Raw genomic sequence first — 19,674 nt, 5'->3', positions numbered from 1 at the left:
AATGGTAGCATGCTTCAAATATAAATCTAAGTGTTGAGCTTAAGTTCATCCATTAACATTCAAGCAAAATGAGATAAAACATATTTTTAGTTTCAAACGTTATATAATTTAATCCTTGTATCTAATTTCAATCTCTCAATGAGTGCAGATTTAAAAAGTTAAGCATTCTGAAACTGTTTCATCATCATTGGTATTATTCATGTCTCAACATCCTGTGATCCGTGATTTATTTGATCGCGAAAAAACAACTCCTGTTTTTGTAGCACCCATGGCAGGTGTAACGGATCGACCATTTAGAACCTTGTGTAAATATTTTGGTGCAGGACATGCAGTTAGTGAAATGATGACTTCTGACAAAACGTTGCGTATGAGCAAGAAAAGTCTCTACCGAGCCAACTTTGATGGTGAAATTGCTCCAATTTCAGCACAAATAGCAGGATCAGACCCACGGGATTTAGCTGAAGCTGCACGATATCAAGTGTCAAATGGTGCTCAAATCGTTGACATCAATATGGGTTGTCCAGCGAAAAAGGTGTGCAATAAATTAGCAGGTTCTGCACTGCTACAGGATGAAGACTTGGTAGCCAGAATTTTAGATGCGGTGGTCGAGGCAGTGGATGTCCCTGTAACACTTAAAACGCGCTTAGGATTTTTAAACGGACATGAAAATATTATGCGTGTGTCGAAGCGCGCAGAACAAGCGGGTATTGCAGCTTTAGCATTGCATGGTCGTACACGGGAAGATATGTATTTAAATACTGCACGTTATGATCTAATTAAAGAAGTGAAGCAAAATATCTCTATTCCAGTCATTGCAAATGGAGATATTGATAGCCCAGAGAAAGCCAAGTATGTATTAGATCATACTGGTGCTGATGCCGTGATGATTGGCCGAGCAGCACAAGGTCGTCCATGGATTTTTAGAGAAATTGCTCATTATTTAAAAACGGGACAGCCACTTGCAGCGCCATCGATTGCTGAAGTGAAAGAAGTTCTATTGGGACATCTGAATGAGCTATATGAATTTTACGGTGAGTATTCAGGCTGTCGCATTGCACGTAAACATATCGCGTGGTACACAAAAGGTCTCCACTCAAGTAATGAATTTCGTCAGAATATGTACAAAGTAGAAAGTACAGCGGAACAAGCCAAAGTCGTAGCCAATTATTTCGATTTACTTTTGTCAGAAGGGCAAATTATGAGTGATGTTCAAGTGGAATCTGTGGATTTATTAAAATCAGGTTGAGTTTCTATATGTCTGCACTTAACTGAAATAAGTTATTCATAGATTCTACTGTTTAAATTCAAGAGGTTGTAAATTTATTTCAGAATCCGATTTTTTCTCTTCAGAAGAATGTGATTGATCTTGATTTAAAATTTGAGCATCTAACTGCTCAACATTATGTTGAGTGGACTGATCTTTATCTTGAGCATGTGAATAGGTGTCTATTCCAAATCCAATCGCCACAAGTGCTAATAATACAAAACCCATACTTTTCGCTACATAATTTAACAATTCATTGTAAATAAAAAAACTTCAGCTCGGTATGGGTTTTATCGATTATTTAAGCATCATATTGATCAATTTCTAATATGATTTGATTGATTAAATCAGGTGCTTCTAAAACTCTGATTTGATTTACATTACTTCCTGCCCAGAATGCACCAAAACTTTCATCTTTGTTGGTTAATGCTGCTGCATTTAGTTGTTTACCTAAATCATATGCATAAGGGTAGGGAGCAACTAACTCACGCTGAGGTAAATCTACGAGAGTTGACCAACTGTTGATTATCCCTCTCGCTGGTCGCCCAGAGATGCTTGAAGTGATTTGAGTTAAAGGCTTGCTTAATAATGCATTACGATAAGCTGCATTAGCAGCTGAACTCCTGCATTGTACAAATGCAGTACCGAGTTGTACGGCTGAAGCTCCGAGATTCATCATATATTTAGCTTGAAATCCATTCATGATTCCACCAGCTGCTACGACAGGTATCTTGCAGGTAGGAACAAGTAATTTTATTAAATCTGCTGTTTTGATTGCACTGTCAAAATGCTCATTAAAAATACCACGGTGTCCTCCCGCTTCAATACCTTGTGCAATGATGATATCAATCCCAGCGTCTTCAATTGCTCTAGCTTCCGCTAAGTTCGTTGCTGATACCATCGTAATAATACCAACCTCTTTGAGGGCAGCTATTTGATGTGCATGAGGTATCCCAAAGTGAAAACTCACCGCCTTAGGTCGAGTTTCCAAGACTAAATCTAAAAAATCATCATTATCTAAAAAACTGGGGTAAATACATTTTAATTCTTTGGGTGGTTCAGTATTAAAGTTATCAAAGTGGGGTTTTAGATAATTTATCCAGTTTTGATTCCGTTCAGAATCAAGTTGAGCTGGTTTGTGGCAAAAGAAATTCACCTGAAAGGGTAAATCTGTTAATTTTTGAGTTGCAAAAATTTGTTGTCGAGCACTTTCGATACTGGCAGCACCTAAACCAAGAGACCCTAAACCACCTTGATTGGATACTTCAGCTGCCAGTTCTGGTGTGGATACCCCAGCCATTGGCGCCAAAAAAATGGGATGCTGAATGGATAATTGTTCGAGTAAAGACATAATCAAGCTCCATGATTTAATTTCACTTTGCACAATCATGATCGGAGAATCAAATTATATTCATTATTTAGTGCGAAAATGCAAAGCGTCAAACTGTGTCGCATGAATGATCAGCGACATTTAGTAGAATAAATAAACAATTATAATATTCGAAATCTCATTGTTTCCCCTTACATATATGTCTGATCGTATCCGTGAAAAATTACAGATTTTAGCTGATGCTGCCAAATATGATGTGTCTTGTTCCTCAAGTGGTAGTAACCGCAAGAACAAAGATAAAGGTCTTGGTAATACAGGTTCCGGAATTTGCCATAGTTATACCGAAGATGGTCGCTGTGTTTCATTATTAAAAATTTTATTCTCAAATGTCTGTATTTATGATTGTGCGTATTGTGTCTCTCGCCGTTCAAATGACGTAAAGCGAGCAGCATTTACCGTCCAAGAAGTGGTAGATCTGACCATTAATTTTTATCGTCGAAACTATATAGAAGGGTTATTTTTAAGTTCAGGAATTTTTAAATCCGCGGATTACACCATGGAGAGAATGCTTCAAGTCGTAAAAAAATTAAGACTGGAAGAAAATTTTAATGGGTACATTCATCTCAAAACTATTCCGGGCGCTTCGCAAGAAATTATTCATGAGGCTGGACTGTATGTCGATCGGATGAGCATTAACTTAGAAATGCCGACAGAAGAAGGCTTAGTGAAATTTGCACCTGAAAAGTCGCATGCAGAAGTGCAGAAAGATTTAGGTATTGTGAGAGACCGTTTGATTGAATTGAAAGATGAGAGAAAACTAATCAAGTCGGTTCCTAAATTTGTGCCTGCTGGTCAGACAACACAAATGGTGGTCGGTGCGCATCACGAAACAGATCGTGATGTAATCTTGATGGCTGACAAGCACTATAAAGATTTTAAATTAAAACGGGTGTATTACTCAGGATATATACCTATCAATCCAGAAGAGTCTGCTTTACCTGCTGTAGGTTCTGCACCGCCGTTATTGCGAGAAAATCGCTTATATCAATCAGATTGGTTAATGCGTTTTTATGGATTTGAAGCCAACGAAATTGTGGATGAAGCACATCCCAATTTAGATTTAGAGGTTGATCCTAAATTAGGTTGGGCTTTAAGACATCCAGAGCAGTTTCCAGTGGATATTAATACTGCTGAATATAAAATGATTTTACGTGTTCCTGGCATTGGTGTGAGATCTGCTAAGAAAATTGTACAGGCTCGCCGTTTTGGAAAAATTCATATCGATCAGTTAAAGCGCTTAGGCGTTGCTTATAATCGTGCTCAACATTTTATTCGATGTGCTGATACACCTAAGTTTAAAAGAGAACAGCACGCTCATCAGATCCGCCAGCAAATTTTACAAAGTGGGCAATCAAAATATGTGAAACAACTGTCACCTCAACTAGGATTTGGGTTTTAAATGGCTGTGTATGTTTTTGATGGTACCATGACTGGGTTGCTGTGCTGTGTTTTTAGAGCTTTTCAATTCAAAGAGTTCGACGTAAAAGTTCAAACTGAAGGAAACGCTCACCAGAATTTGTTTGATGAGTCAGTCCGAGTTTACAGTGAAGAAAAGCAAGCTGAACGAGTCTGGCAAGGTTTAAAATCTAAAATTTCTGCTTCAAGTTTACGTAATTGGTATTTTACTTTTTTGTCTGAGCAGGAAGTGGCATACCAACATCTATTTGATTATTCCATTTATATCTTTAAGCATCAATACGCCGTTGAAAAAAATTTCGGTCATCGTGATGTTTTAGCGCTTGCACAATGGGCTAAACAAGTTGGTCGTGAAAAGCACCGAATGGAGGCATTTGTTCGCTTTAAAAAGTGTAAGGATGGTTTATTTTTATCATTAGTAAGACCAGATTTTAATGTTCTGCCTTTAATCTCTAAGCATTTCAAAGCACGTTATCAAGACCAGCGTTGGTTAATTTATGATGAAAAGCGACGCTACGGAATTTACTATGATTTGAAGCAAGTCCATCAAGTTAATTTGAATGCAGCCGAAATTGATCAAAATATCCATATAGGTTCTAGTCAATCATTCATGATTGAACTCGATGATCAAGAAGAGCTATATGATCAACTTTGGAAGGACTATTTCAAGAGTGTAAATATAGTGGCACGTGATAATCCTAAATTGCATGTTCAATACGTACCTAAAAGGTATTGGAGATATATGAATGAAAAACAGGTTTAGTGTGATTTTTTTAAAAATAAGATATTGAATTTATTCAATAAAATATAATCAAAACGATTGTATAAGAGTGTTTTAAATTTATACAGCTAAAATTTTTAATATTTTTAGATTATATTTATTTAAGGTTGATTTGTATAAGTTATTGAATTATATATTTATATATATTTTACTTGGATTGAATTGAAATTTAATTATACTTTATAAATATATATTGGGTCATAAAATAAAATTATTTGTATGTTTAATATTCAAAATTAACTTATGAATTTTTAATTTTCATTTTTTTTATAGAAATATCAATACTTAATTTTATATAGTTTAATTTTGATAACGATTCATATTTAGTCATCTCAGCCCAATTGGACTCTATAAATCTTTTTTTCTTAGACTAATAGTTAAGCCCGACTTTTTCATTCAAAAAGTGAATGTCACTAGAATTTCGACCTTTGAAATTATTTAACGCGCAATTCATTTTTGAGTGTGAAATTTATTGCATTTAACAATGGATTCACTTTTTTGAATTAGAAGGGTCTTCCATGGATATTCACGTTGATGAGCAATCTCAACCACCTAAGAAGCAAAAGTTTTATCAAATTTTATATGTTCAAGTCATCTTTGCAATTATTGCGGGTGTCACACTTGGACATTTTATGCCGGAGTTGGGGGCAAGTTTAAAACCTCTTGGCGATGCTTTTATTAAAATCGTCAAAATGATCATTGCACCCGTTATCTTCTTGACTGTGGTCACGGGTATTGCTGGTATGACGAATATGGGCGCAGTGGGGCGAGTGACGGGTAAAGCAATGGCTTACTTTTTAACTTTCTCTACGCTTGCGCTGATTGTGGGCATGATTGTTGCTAATCTTATTCAGCCGGGTAAAGGTCTTAATATCGATCCTGCTGCTTTAGAAGGTGACAAAGTTTCAACTTATGTTGAAAAAGCTCAGGATGCCTCTATTGTTGACTTCTTCATGAATATCATACCAAAGACTTTAATCAGTCCTTTGGCGGGTGGTGATATTCTTCAGGTTTTATTTGTTGCTGTTCTATTTGGTTTAGCGCTTGCAGCGGTGGGTGAAAAAGGGAAACCAGTTACAGACTTCTTAACGACACTGACCGCTCCGGTATTTTACCTTGTCGGTATGTTGATGAAACTAGCTCCAATTGGTGCATTTGGTGCGATGGCGTATACGATTGGTGCTTTCGGTATTTCGAGTATTGGAAATTTACTATTATTAATCGTAACGTTCTATATTACTTCACTTTTATTTGTTCTGCTTATTCTGGGAGCAGTTGCACGATACAATGGATTTTCTATCATTGATCTCATCCGCTATATCAAAGATGAATTATGGTTAGTATTAGGCACGAGCTCTTCTGAAGCTGCACTGCCAACGCTGATGAATAAAATGGAAAAAGCGGGTTGTGAAAAGTCGGTCGTTGGTTTGGTCATTCCAACTGGATATTCATTTAATTTAGATGGTACAAATATCTATATGACGATGGCTGCTCTTTTTATTGCTCAAGCCTGTAATATCGATTTGACCATTTGGGAACAGATCACAATTTTGTTGGTTGCGATGATTAGTTCAAAAGGGGCTGCAGGTGTAACGGGTGCGGGCTTTATTACTTTGGCAGCTACATTATCCGTTGTTCCAGCATTACCTGTTGCAGGGATGGCACTTATTTTAGGTATCGATCGTTTTATGTCTGAATGCCGCGCATTAACTAATCTTGTTGGCAATGCTTGTGCAGCAATCGTTGTAGCACGTTGGGATAATGCATTAGATAAAGAACAATTAGATGCAACTTTGAAAAAGAAAGTAGAGGCTTGACTTCACTTTTAATATCTAAATCTTAAGCCCATCTTCGGATGGGTTTTATATAGATGATGCAGCATTTAACAAACTCAAAGTAAGAACATTAAGACTTATTATAAGAACAAACTTTGGTGACTTAGCTGATTTCAATCGGCTAAAAATTTAATACTCCTTTCTTTTTCTTATTCTATTAAGTGGTTGTAATTGCACTATAGAAAGATAAAAACGCCCAATTGAAATTAGGCGTTCTCAAATATCGATATTTGCTGATTAGCAACCTGTAAGTTTTTCAGGCTGAGGCTTTTCATTCGGGAAAAATAGTGGACGAAGTTTCACACCTATACCATTACCAATAAAAGCGAAAATCAGCCATAACCACCCATGTAGACTGCCTGATGCAATGCCGCTGAAATAAGCACCGATGTTACAACCGTATGCTAATCGAGCGCCATAACCCAACATGATCCCCCCAATGACTGCTGCTAGAATTGAGCGTTTAGGGATATTGAGACTCGGTGCAAATTTTCCAGCGAGACCTGCTGCAAGTAAAGCGCCGAGCATGATGCCAAAATTCATCATAGAGGTGATATCAAACCACAACGAATTTGCTAAAGCTTTAGCATTTCCAGGTTGTTGCCAATAGTCCCAAGCCGTTACATCAATTCCGACTAATGTTGCACCTTTCGCTGCCCATACTGCGAGTGCAGATGTGACACCCCATGGGCGACCAGCCAATGCAAGCGTGGCGAAATTAAGCAGGGTGAGAATAATACCACCCCAAATTAAAGGCCATGGTCCCTTTAAGAAACGTTTCCAGCCTTGATGTGCTGCAACAGGTTCTTGTTCAAGCTGACCGTGGCGTTTTTTCTCGAAGTAGACTGTTGCTAATGCGATCAAACCAAATAGCACGAAATTGAGTATTAGCGCTGGAATAACACCAAAGCTTTGTACTACTGAAATAGGGGCTAAGTGTGGCAGTGCAAACCACCATTCAATATGTGAAGTAGCGATCAGTGAGCCTAAACAGAAAAAGAATAGAGTGATCAGCATACGTGAGCTTCCACCACCGACTGTATAGAGCGTCCCAGATGCGCAACCACCACCCAGTTGCATGCCAATTCCGAAAATAAATGCACCAATCATCACGGACATCGATACGGGATTGACGTTGCCTTTAACGGGTTGACCAAATAATTCACCTGCACCTAAAGCTGGGAAGAAGAGCAGCACTGCCAGTGCGAGCATAATCATTTGTGCACGTAAACCACGACCTTTGCGTTCTTTAATAAAAACGCGCCAGCTCGATGTAAAACCAAATGATGCATGGTAGAGCGTCATACCAAGCGCACCACCAATAAGGAATAACAGGGCTTGATTAATTCCCACAATTTGATAAGCACCAAGGGTGCCTACAATCAATAAAACAATAGCGATCCAGACCGATGAGTGTGATCGGTCAGATTGAGCTGCAATAATGGACATGAAGATAAGAAAAGCTGATAAAACACATCAGTATTTTAATTGATTGATTGTGGGTTGATAGTCCTACACTGCATTTATGCATTAAATGCTGCTGAGTAATATTGATTTTATATATTTGTAATTCTTATATGTTAGCCGACATGTACATTAAACAGTGAGCCAATCCAACTTGAAAATGCCATCGCTGCGATTCCCCAAAGCGTAATTCGCAATGCAGATTTTACTTTAGACGTTCCAGCAAAATATCCAGATAAAGCCCCTAGAATAAATAACGCTAAAATGCAAAAAAAGGCAACACTGTATTCTAAATATGCAGGAGGACTGATCAGTATAGCGATCATAGGGCAAGCTGCACCTATTGAAAAGGCGATGGCAGAAGACCAAGCGGCTTGAAAAGGTTGAGCTGTTGTATTTTCATGGATACCAATTTCATCACGTGCATGTGCAGCTAACGCATCATGCTCGCTCAGTTGTATAGCAACTTGATGAGCAAGTTCGGGTGATAATCCTCTTTGTACATAAATATGCGTTAATTCTTTCAGTTCGATTTGTGGATTGCGTGCTAACTCACTTGCTTCAAACTTTAGATCAGCTTCTTCAATATCAGACTGAGATTTTACCGAAATATATTCACCAGCTGCCATGGACGTTGCGCCTGCAATCAAACCAGCAATACAAGTGATTAAAAGGGTATGTTGATTCGCGCCACTTGCTGCCATCCCCATGATTAAACTAGTGACTGAAATTATACCGTCGTTGGCACCAAGAACAGCAGCTCTTAACCAACCTGTGCGATGTATATAATGTGGTTCTGTATGATGTGAATAGCTCATAGGATTTTGTCTTATTATCTGAAAATGTTATTCAAAAAAGAGTTGTTATTCATACAGTATAGGCTTGATTCGTATCTTGGGGCTGTAAAATTGCTCTGTTAGAGAAAAAATTAAAGCCTCTAAAGAGGCTTTAATTGGTAGAACTCAAATTATTGTTGAGCTTTTTCTTTTACATTCGCTGCACCTTCTTCTACAGCTGCTGCTGCATTAGCAGTTGCTTCTTTAGCCGCTTCTGAAGCGTTGTGCGCAGCATTTTCAGCATGTGCAGCAGCATTATCTGCAGCTTGCGCTGTCGCATCAGCAGCATTGTCGACTGCAGTTGCAGTTGATTGAGCTGCATCTTCAGTCGCATTCTGAATATCTGCACCTGCTTGTTCAGCGGCATTTTCTAAATGTTCACCAGTTGTCGCGCCAGTTTCAGGAGCTTTATCCTTATTACACCCAACCAAAGCAACTGTAGCAGCAAGACCTAAAGCAACAAGAATCTTATTCATTTTATCTTCCTTTTTTAATTCAATGAGTATCCAAGTAGCATGGATGAGAACAATATAAGCAGATTTTAAATAAAGTTTTATTCAAAAATTGTAAAGATAATATTGGCTTATAAAAACGCCCTGAGAAAGAGTTTTCTCAGGGCTACACTTTAATGCGGTATATTAAGGCTGAAATTACTGTCCAGAACGAATGATGTAATCAAACGCTGACAGTGATGCTTTCGCGCCTTCACCAGTGGCAATGATGATTTGTTTATAAGGTACTGTTGTACAGTCACCCGCAGCAAATACACCTTTTACATTGGTTTCGTTGCGATCATTAATCACAATCTCACCACGGTTGGTTAACTCAACTTGAGTTTCTTTTAAGAAATCCGTATTTGGCAACAAACCAATTTGTACGAAGATGCCCGCAAGTTCAACAATGTGCTCTTCATCCGTCGCACGGTCTTTGTATTTCAGTGCAGTGACTTGTTTGCCATCACCCACAACTTCTGTAGACAACGCATTTTTGATGACAGTCGTATTTGGCAAGCTGTTCAATTTATCTTGAAGTACTTGGTCAGCACGTAGTTTGGTATCAAACTCAACTAAAGTGACATGCTCAACAATACCAGCCAAGTCAATTGCCGCTTCAACACCAGAGTTACCACCACCGATCACAGCCACACGTTTACCTTTGAACAATGGGCCATCACAGTGTGGGCAGTACGCAACACCACGTGTTTTGTATTCTTGTTCACCGGGTACATTCATTTCTCTCCAACGAGCACCTGTAGACAGGATGACCGTTTTCGATTCAAGTTTTGCACCATTCTCTAAAGTCACTTCAACTAAACCGTTGGCAGTTTCATCTGCACCTTTGATGTCAGACACACGTTGTAAGTTCATGATGTCGACACCGTATTCACGAACGTGTGCTTCCATTTCAGCTGCAAACTTAGGACCTTGGGTCTTTTGCACTGATGTAAAGTTTTCAATATCCATGGTGTCCATGACCTGACCACCCATGCGCTCAGCAACGATCCCCGTACGGATACCTTTACGAGCCGCATAGATTGCAGATGTGTTACCTGCAGGACCACCACCGATCACAAGCACGTCAAATGCGTCTTTGGCATTGAGCTTTTCAGCATCTTTCGCAGCAGAATTAGTATCAAGCTTCGCAACAATCTCTTCCAATGTCATACGACCTTGACCGATATGTTCGTTGTCTTGGAACACCATTGGTACAGCCATGATTTTGCGTTCTTCTACTTCGTCTTGGAAGAATGCACCATCAATCATGGTTGCTGTTGTGCCAGGGTTGTAGATTGCGATCAAATTAAGTGCTTGAACCACATCTGGGCAGTTATGACAGCTTAAAGATACGAATACGTCAAAGTCAGATTTGATTTCTAAAGCTTTGATGGATGCCAATACTTCATCAGATACTTTTGGTGCATAACCAGAAGTTTGTAGCAATGCCAAAATCAAAGAAGTGAACTCATGACCCATTGGTAAGCCTGCGAAGAAGACACGCGGTTCTTCACCTGCTTTTGCAATACCAAAGCTCGGCGCACGTTTATTTTGACCATCAAAACGAGCTGTGACGAATGGAGAAAGTGCAGCCACTTCTTCCACAAGTTCTTTGATTTTTGCAGATTTGTCTGAATCATTTAAAGTCGCAACCAATTCGATTGGACCCTCAAGGCGTTCTAAAAGCGTTTTTAATTGAGCTGAAGTATTTTGATCTAACATTGCTAACGTCTCCAAAGGAGTAATAATTCATTCGATACAGGTATACTAAGACAATTGATTGAATAGATAAAACAGTTTGTTTTTATAAATTTAATCGGAAAAATAAATTTAATCAAAGTCTTTGGTGTAGATGTATGAAAGTATTGAGTTAAAACTTGAATTTTCAAGTATAAAAGCAATTTGAATTCAGATATTTACATTAAAATTATTTTAATAGATATGAGCGAGGACCAATTATGACCTTAGAGAGAGGCATTTATAAACACTATAAAGGACAACTTTATCAAGTCCTTCATGTAGCGACGCATAGTGAAACTCAAGAAAAGCTTGTGGTCTATCAATGCCTTTATGGAGATTATTCAATATGGGTAAGGCCATTAGCGATGTTTACAGAAAGCATTTATCTAGAGGATGATGATCGTGAAATTGAACGTTTTAAATTGATTCAAAAATTATGATGATTGTCATAGTAAAGACTTTATCTTTGATTAGTTTATAGAAATCGATTCAATGAGAATATGTCATGAATGCTGAATTTCTAAGTCAAATGCAAAGTTTATATCAGCAGTTAATTCAACATGATGCATATCAAACTGATCGCGATCTGAGATATCGAAATATAAAACCAGAATCTGCCCATTATATTTCGATGCTTATTAAGATCCAGACCTCTAAACGAATTCTTGAAATAGGAACTTCGACAGGATATTTAACATTATGGATGGCGGAGTCGATTTCGGATCATCAGGGTCGAGTGACGACGGTTGATATAAACTCAAAAAGAACAGCACTTGCGACTCAGTACGCCAAACAGTTTAGTTTAGATCACCTTATTGATTTTATCAGCAGTGATGCAATTGATTTATTCATTAATGAAGGCGATGTGTATGACTTAATTATCTTAGATGCGAATCGACATGCATATCCTGATTATTGGCAATATTTAAAAAAGGTACTACATCCTGAACATGGCGTAATACTTGTAGATAAAGTGATTTCCCATGCTGCTGAAATACAAAGTTTTTTAAAGGATGTTAAGGCTGATCCTGATTTTTGCACGATGACGCTGAATATTGGGTGTGGATTATTGATGATTACGCGGAATTGATGGTGATTGAGAATTTGATGGATTGAACACTAAAAAAACCACGCAAAGCGTGGTTTTTTTAGTGCTATCTAATGAATTAGATTTTACCAACTAGATCGATTGAAGGAGCAAGAGTTGCATCGCCTTCTTTCCATTTAGCAGGGCAAACTTCGCCTGGGTGAGCGTGAACGTATTGAGCTGCTTTAACTTTACGAAGAAGTTCTTGAGCATCACGACCGATACCACCAGCGTTGATTTCAACGATTTGGATTTTACCTTCTGGGTCGATTACGAAAGTACCACGGTCAGCAAGACCAGCAGATTCGATTAGAACTTCGAAGTTTTTAGAAAGAGTCCAAGTTGGATCGCCGATTAATGGGTATTGGATTTTACCAATTACGTCAGAAGTGTCGTGCCAAGCTTTGTGAGTGAAGTGAGTGTCAGTAGAAACACCGTAGATTTCCACGCCTAATTTTTGGAATTCAGCGTAGTTGTCAGCAAGGTCACCAAGTTCAGTTGGGCAAACGAAAGTGAAGTCAGCAGGGTAGAAAAATACTACAGACCATTTGCCTTTAAGATCAGCTTCAGTCACGTCTACGAATTGACCGTTGTGGTAAGCTGTAGCTGCGAATGGTTTAACTTCAGTATTAATTAAGCTCATCATTGTCTCCATGATTGAGGTTAGTCTTTAATTTTCAATTAGAGTATCGAACTTTCGTTCTGTGCTGAAATGGTATTTTTACATTACAAAAATCGGAAAAACCGAATTATGTAAATTGATTGCCATTTAAGTTTGTCATCTGTCTTCCTTGTAACACATCAAAATGATGTATTCGTGACAGGATGAGAAAATTTCACATTCCTACCAACATGAAGACACTGAAGTGAAAATTCAAGGGTAAATATTAAAAAAATCATCATTATTTTGGATTTAGTTTTTCAAAAATATAAAAAGCTACATGAAAATTTCAAAAATTGTATGAATTGTCACATAACACGGCTGACATGTTTCTATTTCAACATAAGATCATTTTAAGCTTTATATTCTCATTTAATCTAAAAAAATAGTCCGATTCAGATTTGGGATAATTTTTGAAAATGAGTAGAATAAAGCGTTTCGTAATTGATATAGGGCTAAAACTTGGCAACGATAGGGTTAAATGTAGAACAAATGGTGATGGCACGAGATCTTCATCGTTTAAATCGACTACGCAAAGGAAAAGATGCCAATGAAAAGCAATATCAAGAACTTTTTGAAAAATCAAATTTAAAAGTACAACAACGTATTCAACGCATTCCTAATATCAAACTTAATCAAGATTTACCTGTTACCCAATATGCAGACAAATTGATTGAGGCCATTCAAAAACATCAGGTCATTATCGTTGCGGGTGAAACAGGTTCAGGTAAAACAACTCAGCTTCCTCAGATAGCCATGCTTGCGGGGCGTGGTTTAACAGGGTTAATTGGTCATACCCAGCCACGACGATTAGCTGCGCGCAGTGTATCGCAACGTATTGCAGAAGAGGTGGGTGAAAAACTCGGTGAGTCTATTTCATTTAAAGTAAGGTTTAACGAACAGGGTTCACAGGACTCTATCGTTCGTTTAATGACAGATGGTATTTTGCTGGCTGAATTGGCTCATGATCGTTTCTTAACCAAATATGACACCATTATTATTGATGAAGCACATGAGCGCTCGCTCAATATTGACTTCATCATGGGCTATTTAAAACAGCTCTTGCCACGTCGTAAAGATCTTAAAGTCATCATCACATCTGCAACTTTAGACGTTAATCGTTTTTCAAGTTACTTCAATAACGCACCGATCTTTGAGGTTGAAGGTCGTAGTTTTCCTGTAGAAGTGCGTTATCGTCCGATCTCTGAAATGAGTATTGTAGGGAGTGATGATGATGAGTTTGATGACTTTGAAGAAAACCTACCGCGCGCAGTAGTATCAGCTGTTGAAGAATGTTTCAAAGATGCACAGGAAAAAGGTCATCCTGAACACGCAGATATTTTGATTTTTGCCAGTACGGAACAAGAGATTCGTGAGCTACAGGAAACTTTAATCAAACATGGACCTCGTCATACAGAAGTTCTACCTTTGTATGCGAGACTAGCGTTGTCTGAACAACAAAAGATTTTTAATCCTGCAGGTGGTGGACGGCGTATCATTATTGCCACCAACGTTGCGGAAACTGCATTGACCGTTCCAAACATACGTTACGTCATTGATAGTGGTTTTGCACGTATCTCTCGTTATAACTACCGTTCGCGTGTTCAGCGTTTACCGATTGAAGCGATTTCTCAAGCAGCAGCCAATCAGCGTAAAGGTCGTTGTGGTCGTATTGCACCGGGTGTGTGTATTCGATTGTATTCAGAAGAAGACTTCTTAAGTCGTCCCGAATTTACTGAACCTGAAATCAAACGTACTAATTTGGCATCTGTTATTTTGCAGATGCAGAGTTTAGGTCTTGGAACACTCGAAGATTTTGACTTTATTGAACCGCCTGATCACCGTCTCGTCAATGATGGTCGTAAACTGCTGATTGAACTCGGGGCGATGACGGAAAAGAGTAATCCTTCTCTTGCGGCTAAAACAGCCTCATATTTAGATAAAGGTGGACTTCAAGGCAAAGGCGATTCTCTCACCAAAATTGGTCAACAAATGGCAAAAATGCCAATTGATCCAAGACTCGCACGTATGATTTTGGGGGGTGCTCATTTTGGGGCACTCAATGAAGTATTGATTATCGTGGCTGCGTTAGCTGTTCAGGATCCAAGAGAGCGTCCTGCTGATAAACAAATGCAAGCGGATCAGAAGCACGCCTTATTTCGTGAAGCCGACTCTGACTTTCTGTTCTATCTCAAATTATGGGATGCGTTGATTGCAAATCGGGAGATGAGTGAAAATAAGCGTCGAACATTTGCACGTAATCATTTCTTGAGTTGGCTACGCTTGAGAGAATGGAAAAAAACACATGAGCAACTGGTTGATCTTGCTCAAGGCTTAAAGCTTTCTTTTAATGAAAAGAAAACCAGTTACGAAAATCTTCACAGAGCTTTACTCACGGGACTATTGTCATTCATTGCAAATAAAACAGATGAACGCAATGTATTCATGGCAGTGCGTCAACAAAAGGCACGTATATTTCCTGCATCAACCTTACACAAAACCAATACACCATGGGTCATGGCATTTGAGATGGTAGAAACCTCTCAGGTGTATTTACGAACACTGGCAAAAATTGAGCCTGAGTGGATTTTGCTAGCTGCACGTGATTTAGTGAAACATCATTACTTTGAACCGCATTGGTCGAAAAAAGCAGGTGTAGTTAACGCATATGATCAAATTTCACTGTTTGGTTTGATTATTGAACCTAAGCGTCAAATCAATTATGAAAAGGTCGATCAAACTGCGGCGCATGAAATTTTCCTTCGCGATGCTTTAACGACGGGTCATCTGGGGATTACACCACCATTTTTAAAACATAACTTGCTTAAACTAGAAGAAGTGGAGCGAGTTGAAGACAAATTGCGTCGTCGTGATTTGGTGGTAGACGAAGAGACGATTTATCAGTTTTATGCAGCAAAAGTGCCTGAAGATGTCGCGAGTCGGCGTAGTTTTGAAGATTGGCGTGCAACAGTTGAGCCTCAAAATCCACGTTATTTGTTCATCGATGACGATGCTTTATGGCTTAACGATCGTCCAACTACCCAACAGTTTCCTGATTACTTACGTAATGGGGACCTTCGTTTAGCGGCAAGTTATCGATTTGACCCAAGCCATGATGAAGATGGTGCGACGGTCAAGATTCCACTACAGGCCCTGCCACAAGTAGATGAAAACTTATGGTCATGGGGCATTCCAGGTTGGCGTCTTGATTTGATTGAAGCACTATTAAAAGCTCTTCCAAAAGATAAGCGTCGTGGCTTGGTACCTATACCAGATACTGCGCGTAAACTGATGTCCAAAATAGATGCGCAAGATTTACAAAAGCATATTTTTAGTTTTTTAGCTTTTCAATTGAGAGGCGAACAGATCACTGAAAAAGATTTTAATGTAGATCGAATTGAACAATATCTTTTACCGCTCATAAAAGTCATCGATGAAAAAGGGCGAGTGATTGAGCAAGGTCGCGATTTATCAGAATTAAAAGCACGCTGTCGTACTGAAACGCATAGTCCAGTCAAGCAGTTAAAAGGTGAGTATCAAACTTTCCCTGAGCATTTTGTGTTTGAAGCATCGCAAAAAGTCACAGGTGTCGTCGTCAAACAATATCAAGCACTTGTACCAAGCAAGGAATTTTCTAAGCTTGAGCAAAAGGATGAGTCAGGTGTTGTCATTCAAACGTTTAATGATCAGCATGAAGCGATACGCCATCATCGTGCTGGTATTATTCGCCTGATTCATATGCAGCTAGGTGATTTGATTCGACAGCTTAAAAAACAAATTTCTAAACCACTCGCATTAGCCTATTCCCCTTTGGGTGATAAAGCTCAGTTAGAACAAATGTTAGTTTACGCAACATTGCAAATGGCTTTAGAGAAAGAGCCTGTAGATGCGCAAGATTTCCAAACAATTCTGCAGGCTGTCAAGCAGTCTTTCCTGACGCATGGTCAAAAGGTTTTGGCTGCCTTTAATGACATTTATGTACAATGGCAACAAATTCGACGCGAGTTGATGATGATTGATGCCAATGTATTTGGTAAAAATATCGATGATATTGAAGATCAACTTGATCTAATGAGTTTAGCGGATTTTGCTTATAGTAAATCTGTAGACGTGTGGATTGAATTTCCACGCTATCTTAAAGCTTTATTGATCAGGATTGATCGTTTGCCTCATAATCTCAAACGAGATGATGATGCGATTGCTCAAGTCGATCCTTGGATGGATAAATTATTTAAATATAAAAATGATCAGAAATTGAAAGAGTTATATTTTATGGTTGAAGAACTGAGAATCTCATTATTCTCTCAACCGATGAAAACCAAGATGCCAATTTCGCCAAACCGTATTCAAAAAGTATGGGAACGTCTCGGAATCAGTTAATATAGCTCTAATTTGAAATATTGAGTTACTCAAAAAAGGAGTTTTGCATGGGCATTCGTATTACAGGCACTGGCTTATTCCATCCTGAACATGTCATCACCAATGAAGAATTGGTTGAAAGTTTAAATGCTTATGTAGAAAAGTTTAATCAAGAGAATGCTGAAAAAATTGCTGCGGGCGAAATCGAAGCACGCCGTGGTTCAAGTGCAGAATTTATTGAGAAGGCTTCAGGTGTTAAAGCACGTTATGTTGTAGAGAAGGAAGGCGTATTAGATCCTAATCGTTTACGTCCAAACTTAGCAGAACGATCAGATGATGAAATTTCACTTCAAGCTGAGTGGGGTGTGATCGCTTCAAAACAAGCAATGGAAAATGCCGGTGTAACTGCTGAAGACATTGATGTTGTAATATTGGCTTGTTCAAATATGCAACGTGCATATCCTGCGGTTTCTATTGAAATTCAAACTGCATTAGGCATTCAAGGTTATGCTTATGATATGAATGTTGCTTGTTCTGCTGCAACATTTGGCTTAAAACAAGCTTATGATGCGATCAAGTCTGGTGCTCGTCGTGTGCTCTTGGTCAATGTGGAAATCACATCAGGTCATACAGATTATCGTTCACGTGATTGTCATTTCATTTTTGGTGATGTAGCGACAGCTTCAATTATTGAAGATACAGATTCTAAAACTGGATTCGAAATTTTAGATACGCAATTGTTTACGCAATTCTCTAATAACATTCGTAATAATTTTGGTTTCTTGAATCCAAGTGAAACAACCAACGCGGATGATAAACGTTTCCGTCAAGATGGTCGTAAAGTGTTTAAAGAAGTATGTCCATTGGTTGCGAAAATGATTACAAAGCAACTTGAGAAAAACCAAATAGAACCGACGAATGTTAAACGTTTCTGGTTACATCAAGCCAATGCCAGCATGAACGAGTTAATTTTAAAGCTGGTTGTGGGTAAAGCTGCTGCTGAAGCAGATCCGGACTTAGTTCCAATCATTTTAGACGAGTTTGCAAACACTTCTTCAGCTGGTGTCATCATTGCGTTACATCGAACTGCTGATCAAGTGAATGATGGTGAATACGGTGTATTATGTTCATTTGGTGCGGGTTATTCTGTTGGTTCGATACTGGTTCAGAAGCGAGTAGCTTAATTAGATAAAGAGATGTTCAATGGAAAATAAAGCATTGCAAATCCAACACCATTCTAAAATGATCCGGTATGGTAGTTTGTTGCAACGTTTTTATTTTAAACCGACCTTTCTTGGTGTTGAACATCTCAATGCTGATCGACCTGCCATGTATGTGGGTAATCATACAATTTATGGGGTATTTGATACGCCAATATTGATTGATTATCTATATACAGAGCACAAAATTAAAATTGTGAGTTTAGGTGATCACATTCATTTCAAAATACCGTATTGGAAAGATATGGTTCATAAAATGGGTGCAATTGAGGGTCTAAGAGAATACGCCAGAGATGCAATGCAACAAGGATACTCTATCCTAGTGTTTCCAGGTGGTGGGCGTGAGGTAGTAAAGCGCAAAGGGGAAGAATATCAACTCATATGGAAAGAGCGCTACGGATTCTTAAAGTTAGCTCAAGAATTTGACTACGACATTGCACCTTTTGTAGCTGTAGGTGGTGATGAAGTATTCGATTTGGCACTTGATGCCAATTATTTGCTTGAAAAAAAGTGGTTTAAAAAGCTTTTAGCTGTTCCTAAAATTGGAAAATTACTCCGTCAAGGTGATGTCTTGCCTTCAATACCCAAAAATATTATTCCTAAAAGAGTCCCATTCTATTTCAAATTTTTACCACGACAATCAATCTCAAATATCAAAACAGAACAGGATTTGATTGAATTCAGAGATCAATTGCAGCAAACGATTTACGAAAATATTGCATCAACGCAGTTGATACGAGATAGACAAGATTAAATCCTAGAAAATTATACTTGTTAATCTAATTATATTGTTGATTATAAAAATATTTTTAAAATAATATAAAAAAAATAAATTAGTACTTTCTATTTTATATCAATTAGGTATATTATTTTAATGTAAATATTCAGTTTACTAAGCCCAAAGATTGTACTCCTCCTTGGGCTTTTTTTTATCTCAGAATAATAATAGTCGTATGAGCGCGATTTTCACTTTTTTAAATTCACACAAAATAAGATTGAAAATCAAAGTTGATTTTTTGGCACAAAATGCAACTATAGTTGGTTTTTGAAAAATTAATAAAAACAGAATGTTATTTATGTTTTTTAGCATGCTATCAAAATAATTCTAATTTTGTAATTGCAAAATG

16 protein-coding genes are annotated in these 19,674 nt (G+C 38.1%); 9 read left to right on the top strand and 7 right to left on the bottom strand.

What is annotated here, in order from left to right; translation table 11 throughout:
- The first annotated feature begins 199 nt into the window (after positions 1 to 199).
- Positions 200 to 1,246, top strand: a complete 1,047-nt coding sequence (dusB, locus tag AC1M9H_RS06370) for a tRNA dihydrouridine synthase DusB (RefSeq protein WP_180028412.1) — start codon at positions 200 to 202, stop codon at positions 1,244 to 1,246.
- 45 nt (positions 1,247 to 1,291) lie between these two features.
- Here dusB and AC1M9H_RS06365 read toward each other — a convergent pair whose 3' ends face one another.
- Together AC1M9H_RS06365 and AC1M9H_RS06360 are read right to left on the bottom strand one after the other, a co-directional pair.
- Positions 1,292 to 1,492 (bottom strand): hypothetical protein, encoded by a 201-nt coding sequence (locus tag AC1M9H_RS06365; protein WP_481613008.1) that lies wholly within the window; start codon positions 1,490 to 1,492, stop codon positions 1,292 to 1,294.
- 73 nt (positions 1,493 to 1,565) lie between these two features.
- Positions 1,566 to 2,615, bottom strand: a complete 1,050-nt coding sequence (locus AC1M9H_RS06360; RefSeq protein ID WP_481613007.1) for an NAD(P)H-dependent flavin oxidoreductase — start codon at positions 2,613 to 2,615, stop codon at positions 1,566 to 1,568.
- A 178-nt stretch (positions 2,616 to 2,793) separates the two neighbouring features.
- On the opposite strand from AC1M9H_RS06360, the gene AC1M9H_RS06355 reads away from it, so the two are divergent.
- The 3 genes from AC1M9H_RS06355 (at position 2,794) to AC1M9H_RS06345 (ending at position 6,668) form a co-directional block, all read left to right on the top strand.
- Positions 2,794 to 4,053, top strand: coding sequence for a putative DNA modification/repair radical SAM protein (locus AC1M9H_RS06355; protein ID WP_180028409.1), 1,260 nt, complete (start codon positions 2,794 to 2,796; stop codon positions 4,051 to 4,053).
- On the top strand, positions 4,054 to 4,833 hold the full coding sequence (locus AC1M9H_RS06350) for a TIGR03915 family putative DNA repair protein (RefSeq protein WP_481597344.1): 780 nt from the start codon (positions 4,054 to 4,056) through the stop codon (positions 4,831 to 4,833). It begins immediately after the preceding gene.
- A 536-nt stretch (positions 4,834 to 5,369) separates the two neighbouring features.
- On the top strand, positions 5,370 to 6,668 hold the full coding sequence (locus AC1M9H_RS06345; protein WP_035265514.1) for a dicarboxylate/amino acid:cation symporter: 1,299 nt from the start codon (positions 5,370 to 5,372) through the stop codon (positions 6,666 to 6,668).
- Between the two features lie 255 nt (positions 6,669 to 6,923).
- Here the strand turns inward: AC1M9H_RS06345 and AC1M9H_RS06340 are convergent, their stop codons facing one another.
- From AC1M9H_RS06340 to ahpF, 4 genes are all read right to left on the bottom strand, one after another.
- Positions 6,924 to 8,135, bottom strand: a complete 1,212-nt coding sequence (locus AC1M9H_RS06340) for a YeeE/YedE family protein (RefSeq protein ID WP_481608848.1) — start codon at positions 8,133 to 8,135, stop codon at positions 6,924 to 6,926.
- A 131-nt stretch (positions 8,136 to 8,266) separates the two neighbouring features.
- Positions 8,267 to 8,968 (bottom strand): VIT1/CCC1 transporter family protein, encoded by a 702-nt coding sequence (locus AC1M9H_RS06335; RefSeq protein WP_481613006.1) that lies wholly within the window; start codon positions 8,966 to 8,968, stop codon positions 8,267 to 8,269.
- Positions 8,969 to 9,117: 149 nt separating this feature from the next.
- Entirely contained in the window at positions 9,118 to 9,462 is a 345-nt protein-coding gene (locus AC1M9H_RS06330; RefSeq protein ID WP_035265393.1) for a hypothetical protein, read from the bottom strand.
- 174 nt (positions 9,463 to 9,636) lie between these two features.
- Entirely contained in the window at positions 9,637 to 11,202 is a 1,566-nt protein-coding gene (ahpF, locus tag AC1M9H_RS06325; protein WP_481613005.1) for an alkyl hydroperoxide reductase subunit F, read from the bottom strand.
- 236 nt (positions 11,203 to 11,438) lie between these two features.
- Between ahpF and AC1M9H_RS06320 the strand changes: the two genes are divergently transcribed.
- Complete coding sequence (locus tag AC1M9H_RS06320) at positions 11,439 to 11,660, top strand: DUF1653 domain-containing protein (protein ID WP_035270203.1); 222 nt, start codon at positions 11,439 to 11,441, stop codon at positions 11,658 to 11,660.
- 65 nt (positions 11,661 to 11,725) lie between these two features.
- Positions 11,726 to 12,310, top strand: coding sequence for an O-methyltransferase (locus AC1M9H_RS06315; RefSeq protein ID WP_481613004.1), 585 nt, complete (start codon positions 11,726 to 11,728; stop codon positions 12,308 to 12,310).
- 76 nt (positions 12,311 to 12,386) lie between these two features.
- Here AC1M9H_RS06315 and ahpC read toward each other — a convergent pair whose 3' ends face one another.
- Positions 12,387 to 12,950 carry an alkyl hydroperoxide reductase subunit C gene (gene ahpC, locus AC1M9H_RS06310; protein WP_035270191.1) on the bottom strand — a complete coding sequence of 188 codons (564 nt, stop codon included), beginning with the start codon at positions 12,948 to 12,950 and terminating at the stop codon, positions 12,387 to 12,389.
- A gap of 510 nt (positions 12,951 to 13,460) precedes the next feature.
- On the opposite strand from ahpC, the gene hrpA reads away from it, so the two are divergent.
- The 3 genes from hrpA to AC1M9H_RS06295 are packed head-to-tail and all read left to right on the top strand — an operon-like array spanning position 13,461 to position 19,301.
- Positions 13,461 to 17,348 carry an ATP-dependent RNA helicase HrpA gene (hrpA, locus tag AC1M9H_RS06305; RefSeq protein ID WP_481613074.1) on the top strand — a complete coding sequence of 1,296 codons (3,888 nt, stop codon included), beginning with the start codon at positions 13,461 to 13,463 and terminating at the stop codon, positions 17,346 to 17,348.
- Between the two features lie 47 nt (positions 17,349 to 17,395).
- Positions 17,396 to 18,511, top strand: coding sequence for a beta-ketoacyl-ACP synthase III (locus AC1M9H_RS06300; protein ID WP_481592444.1), 1,116 nt, complete (start codon positions 17,396 to 17,398; stop codon positions 18,509 to 18,511).
- Positions 18,512 to 18,530: 19 nt separating this feature from the next.
- A complete protein-coding gene (locus AC1M9H_RS06295; RefSeq protein WP_092768833.1) occupies positions 18,531 to 19,301 on the top strand; it encodes a lysophospholipid acyltransferase family protein in 771 nt (256 codons plus the stop codon).
- The last annotated feature ends 373 nt before the right edge of the window (positions 19,302 to 19,674 follow it).

This window comes from Acinetobacter sp. ANC_7512 (genome assembly GCF_056779935.1).
The sequence above is the reverse complement of the archived record's forward strand: the minus strand, read 5'-3'. Positions and strand labels throughout refer to the sequence as shown.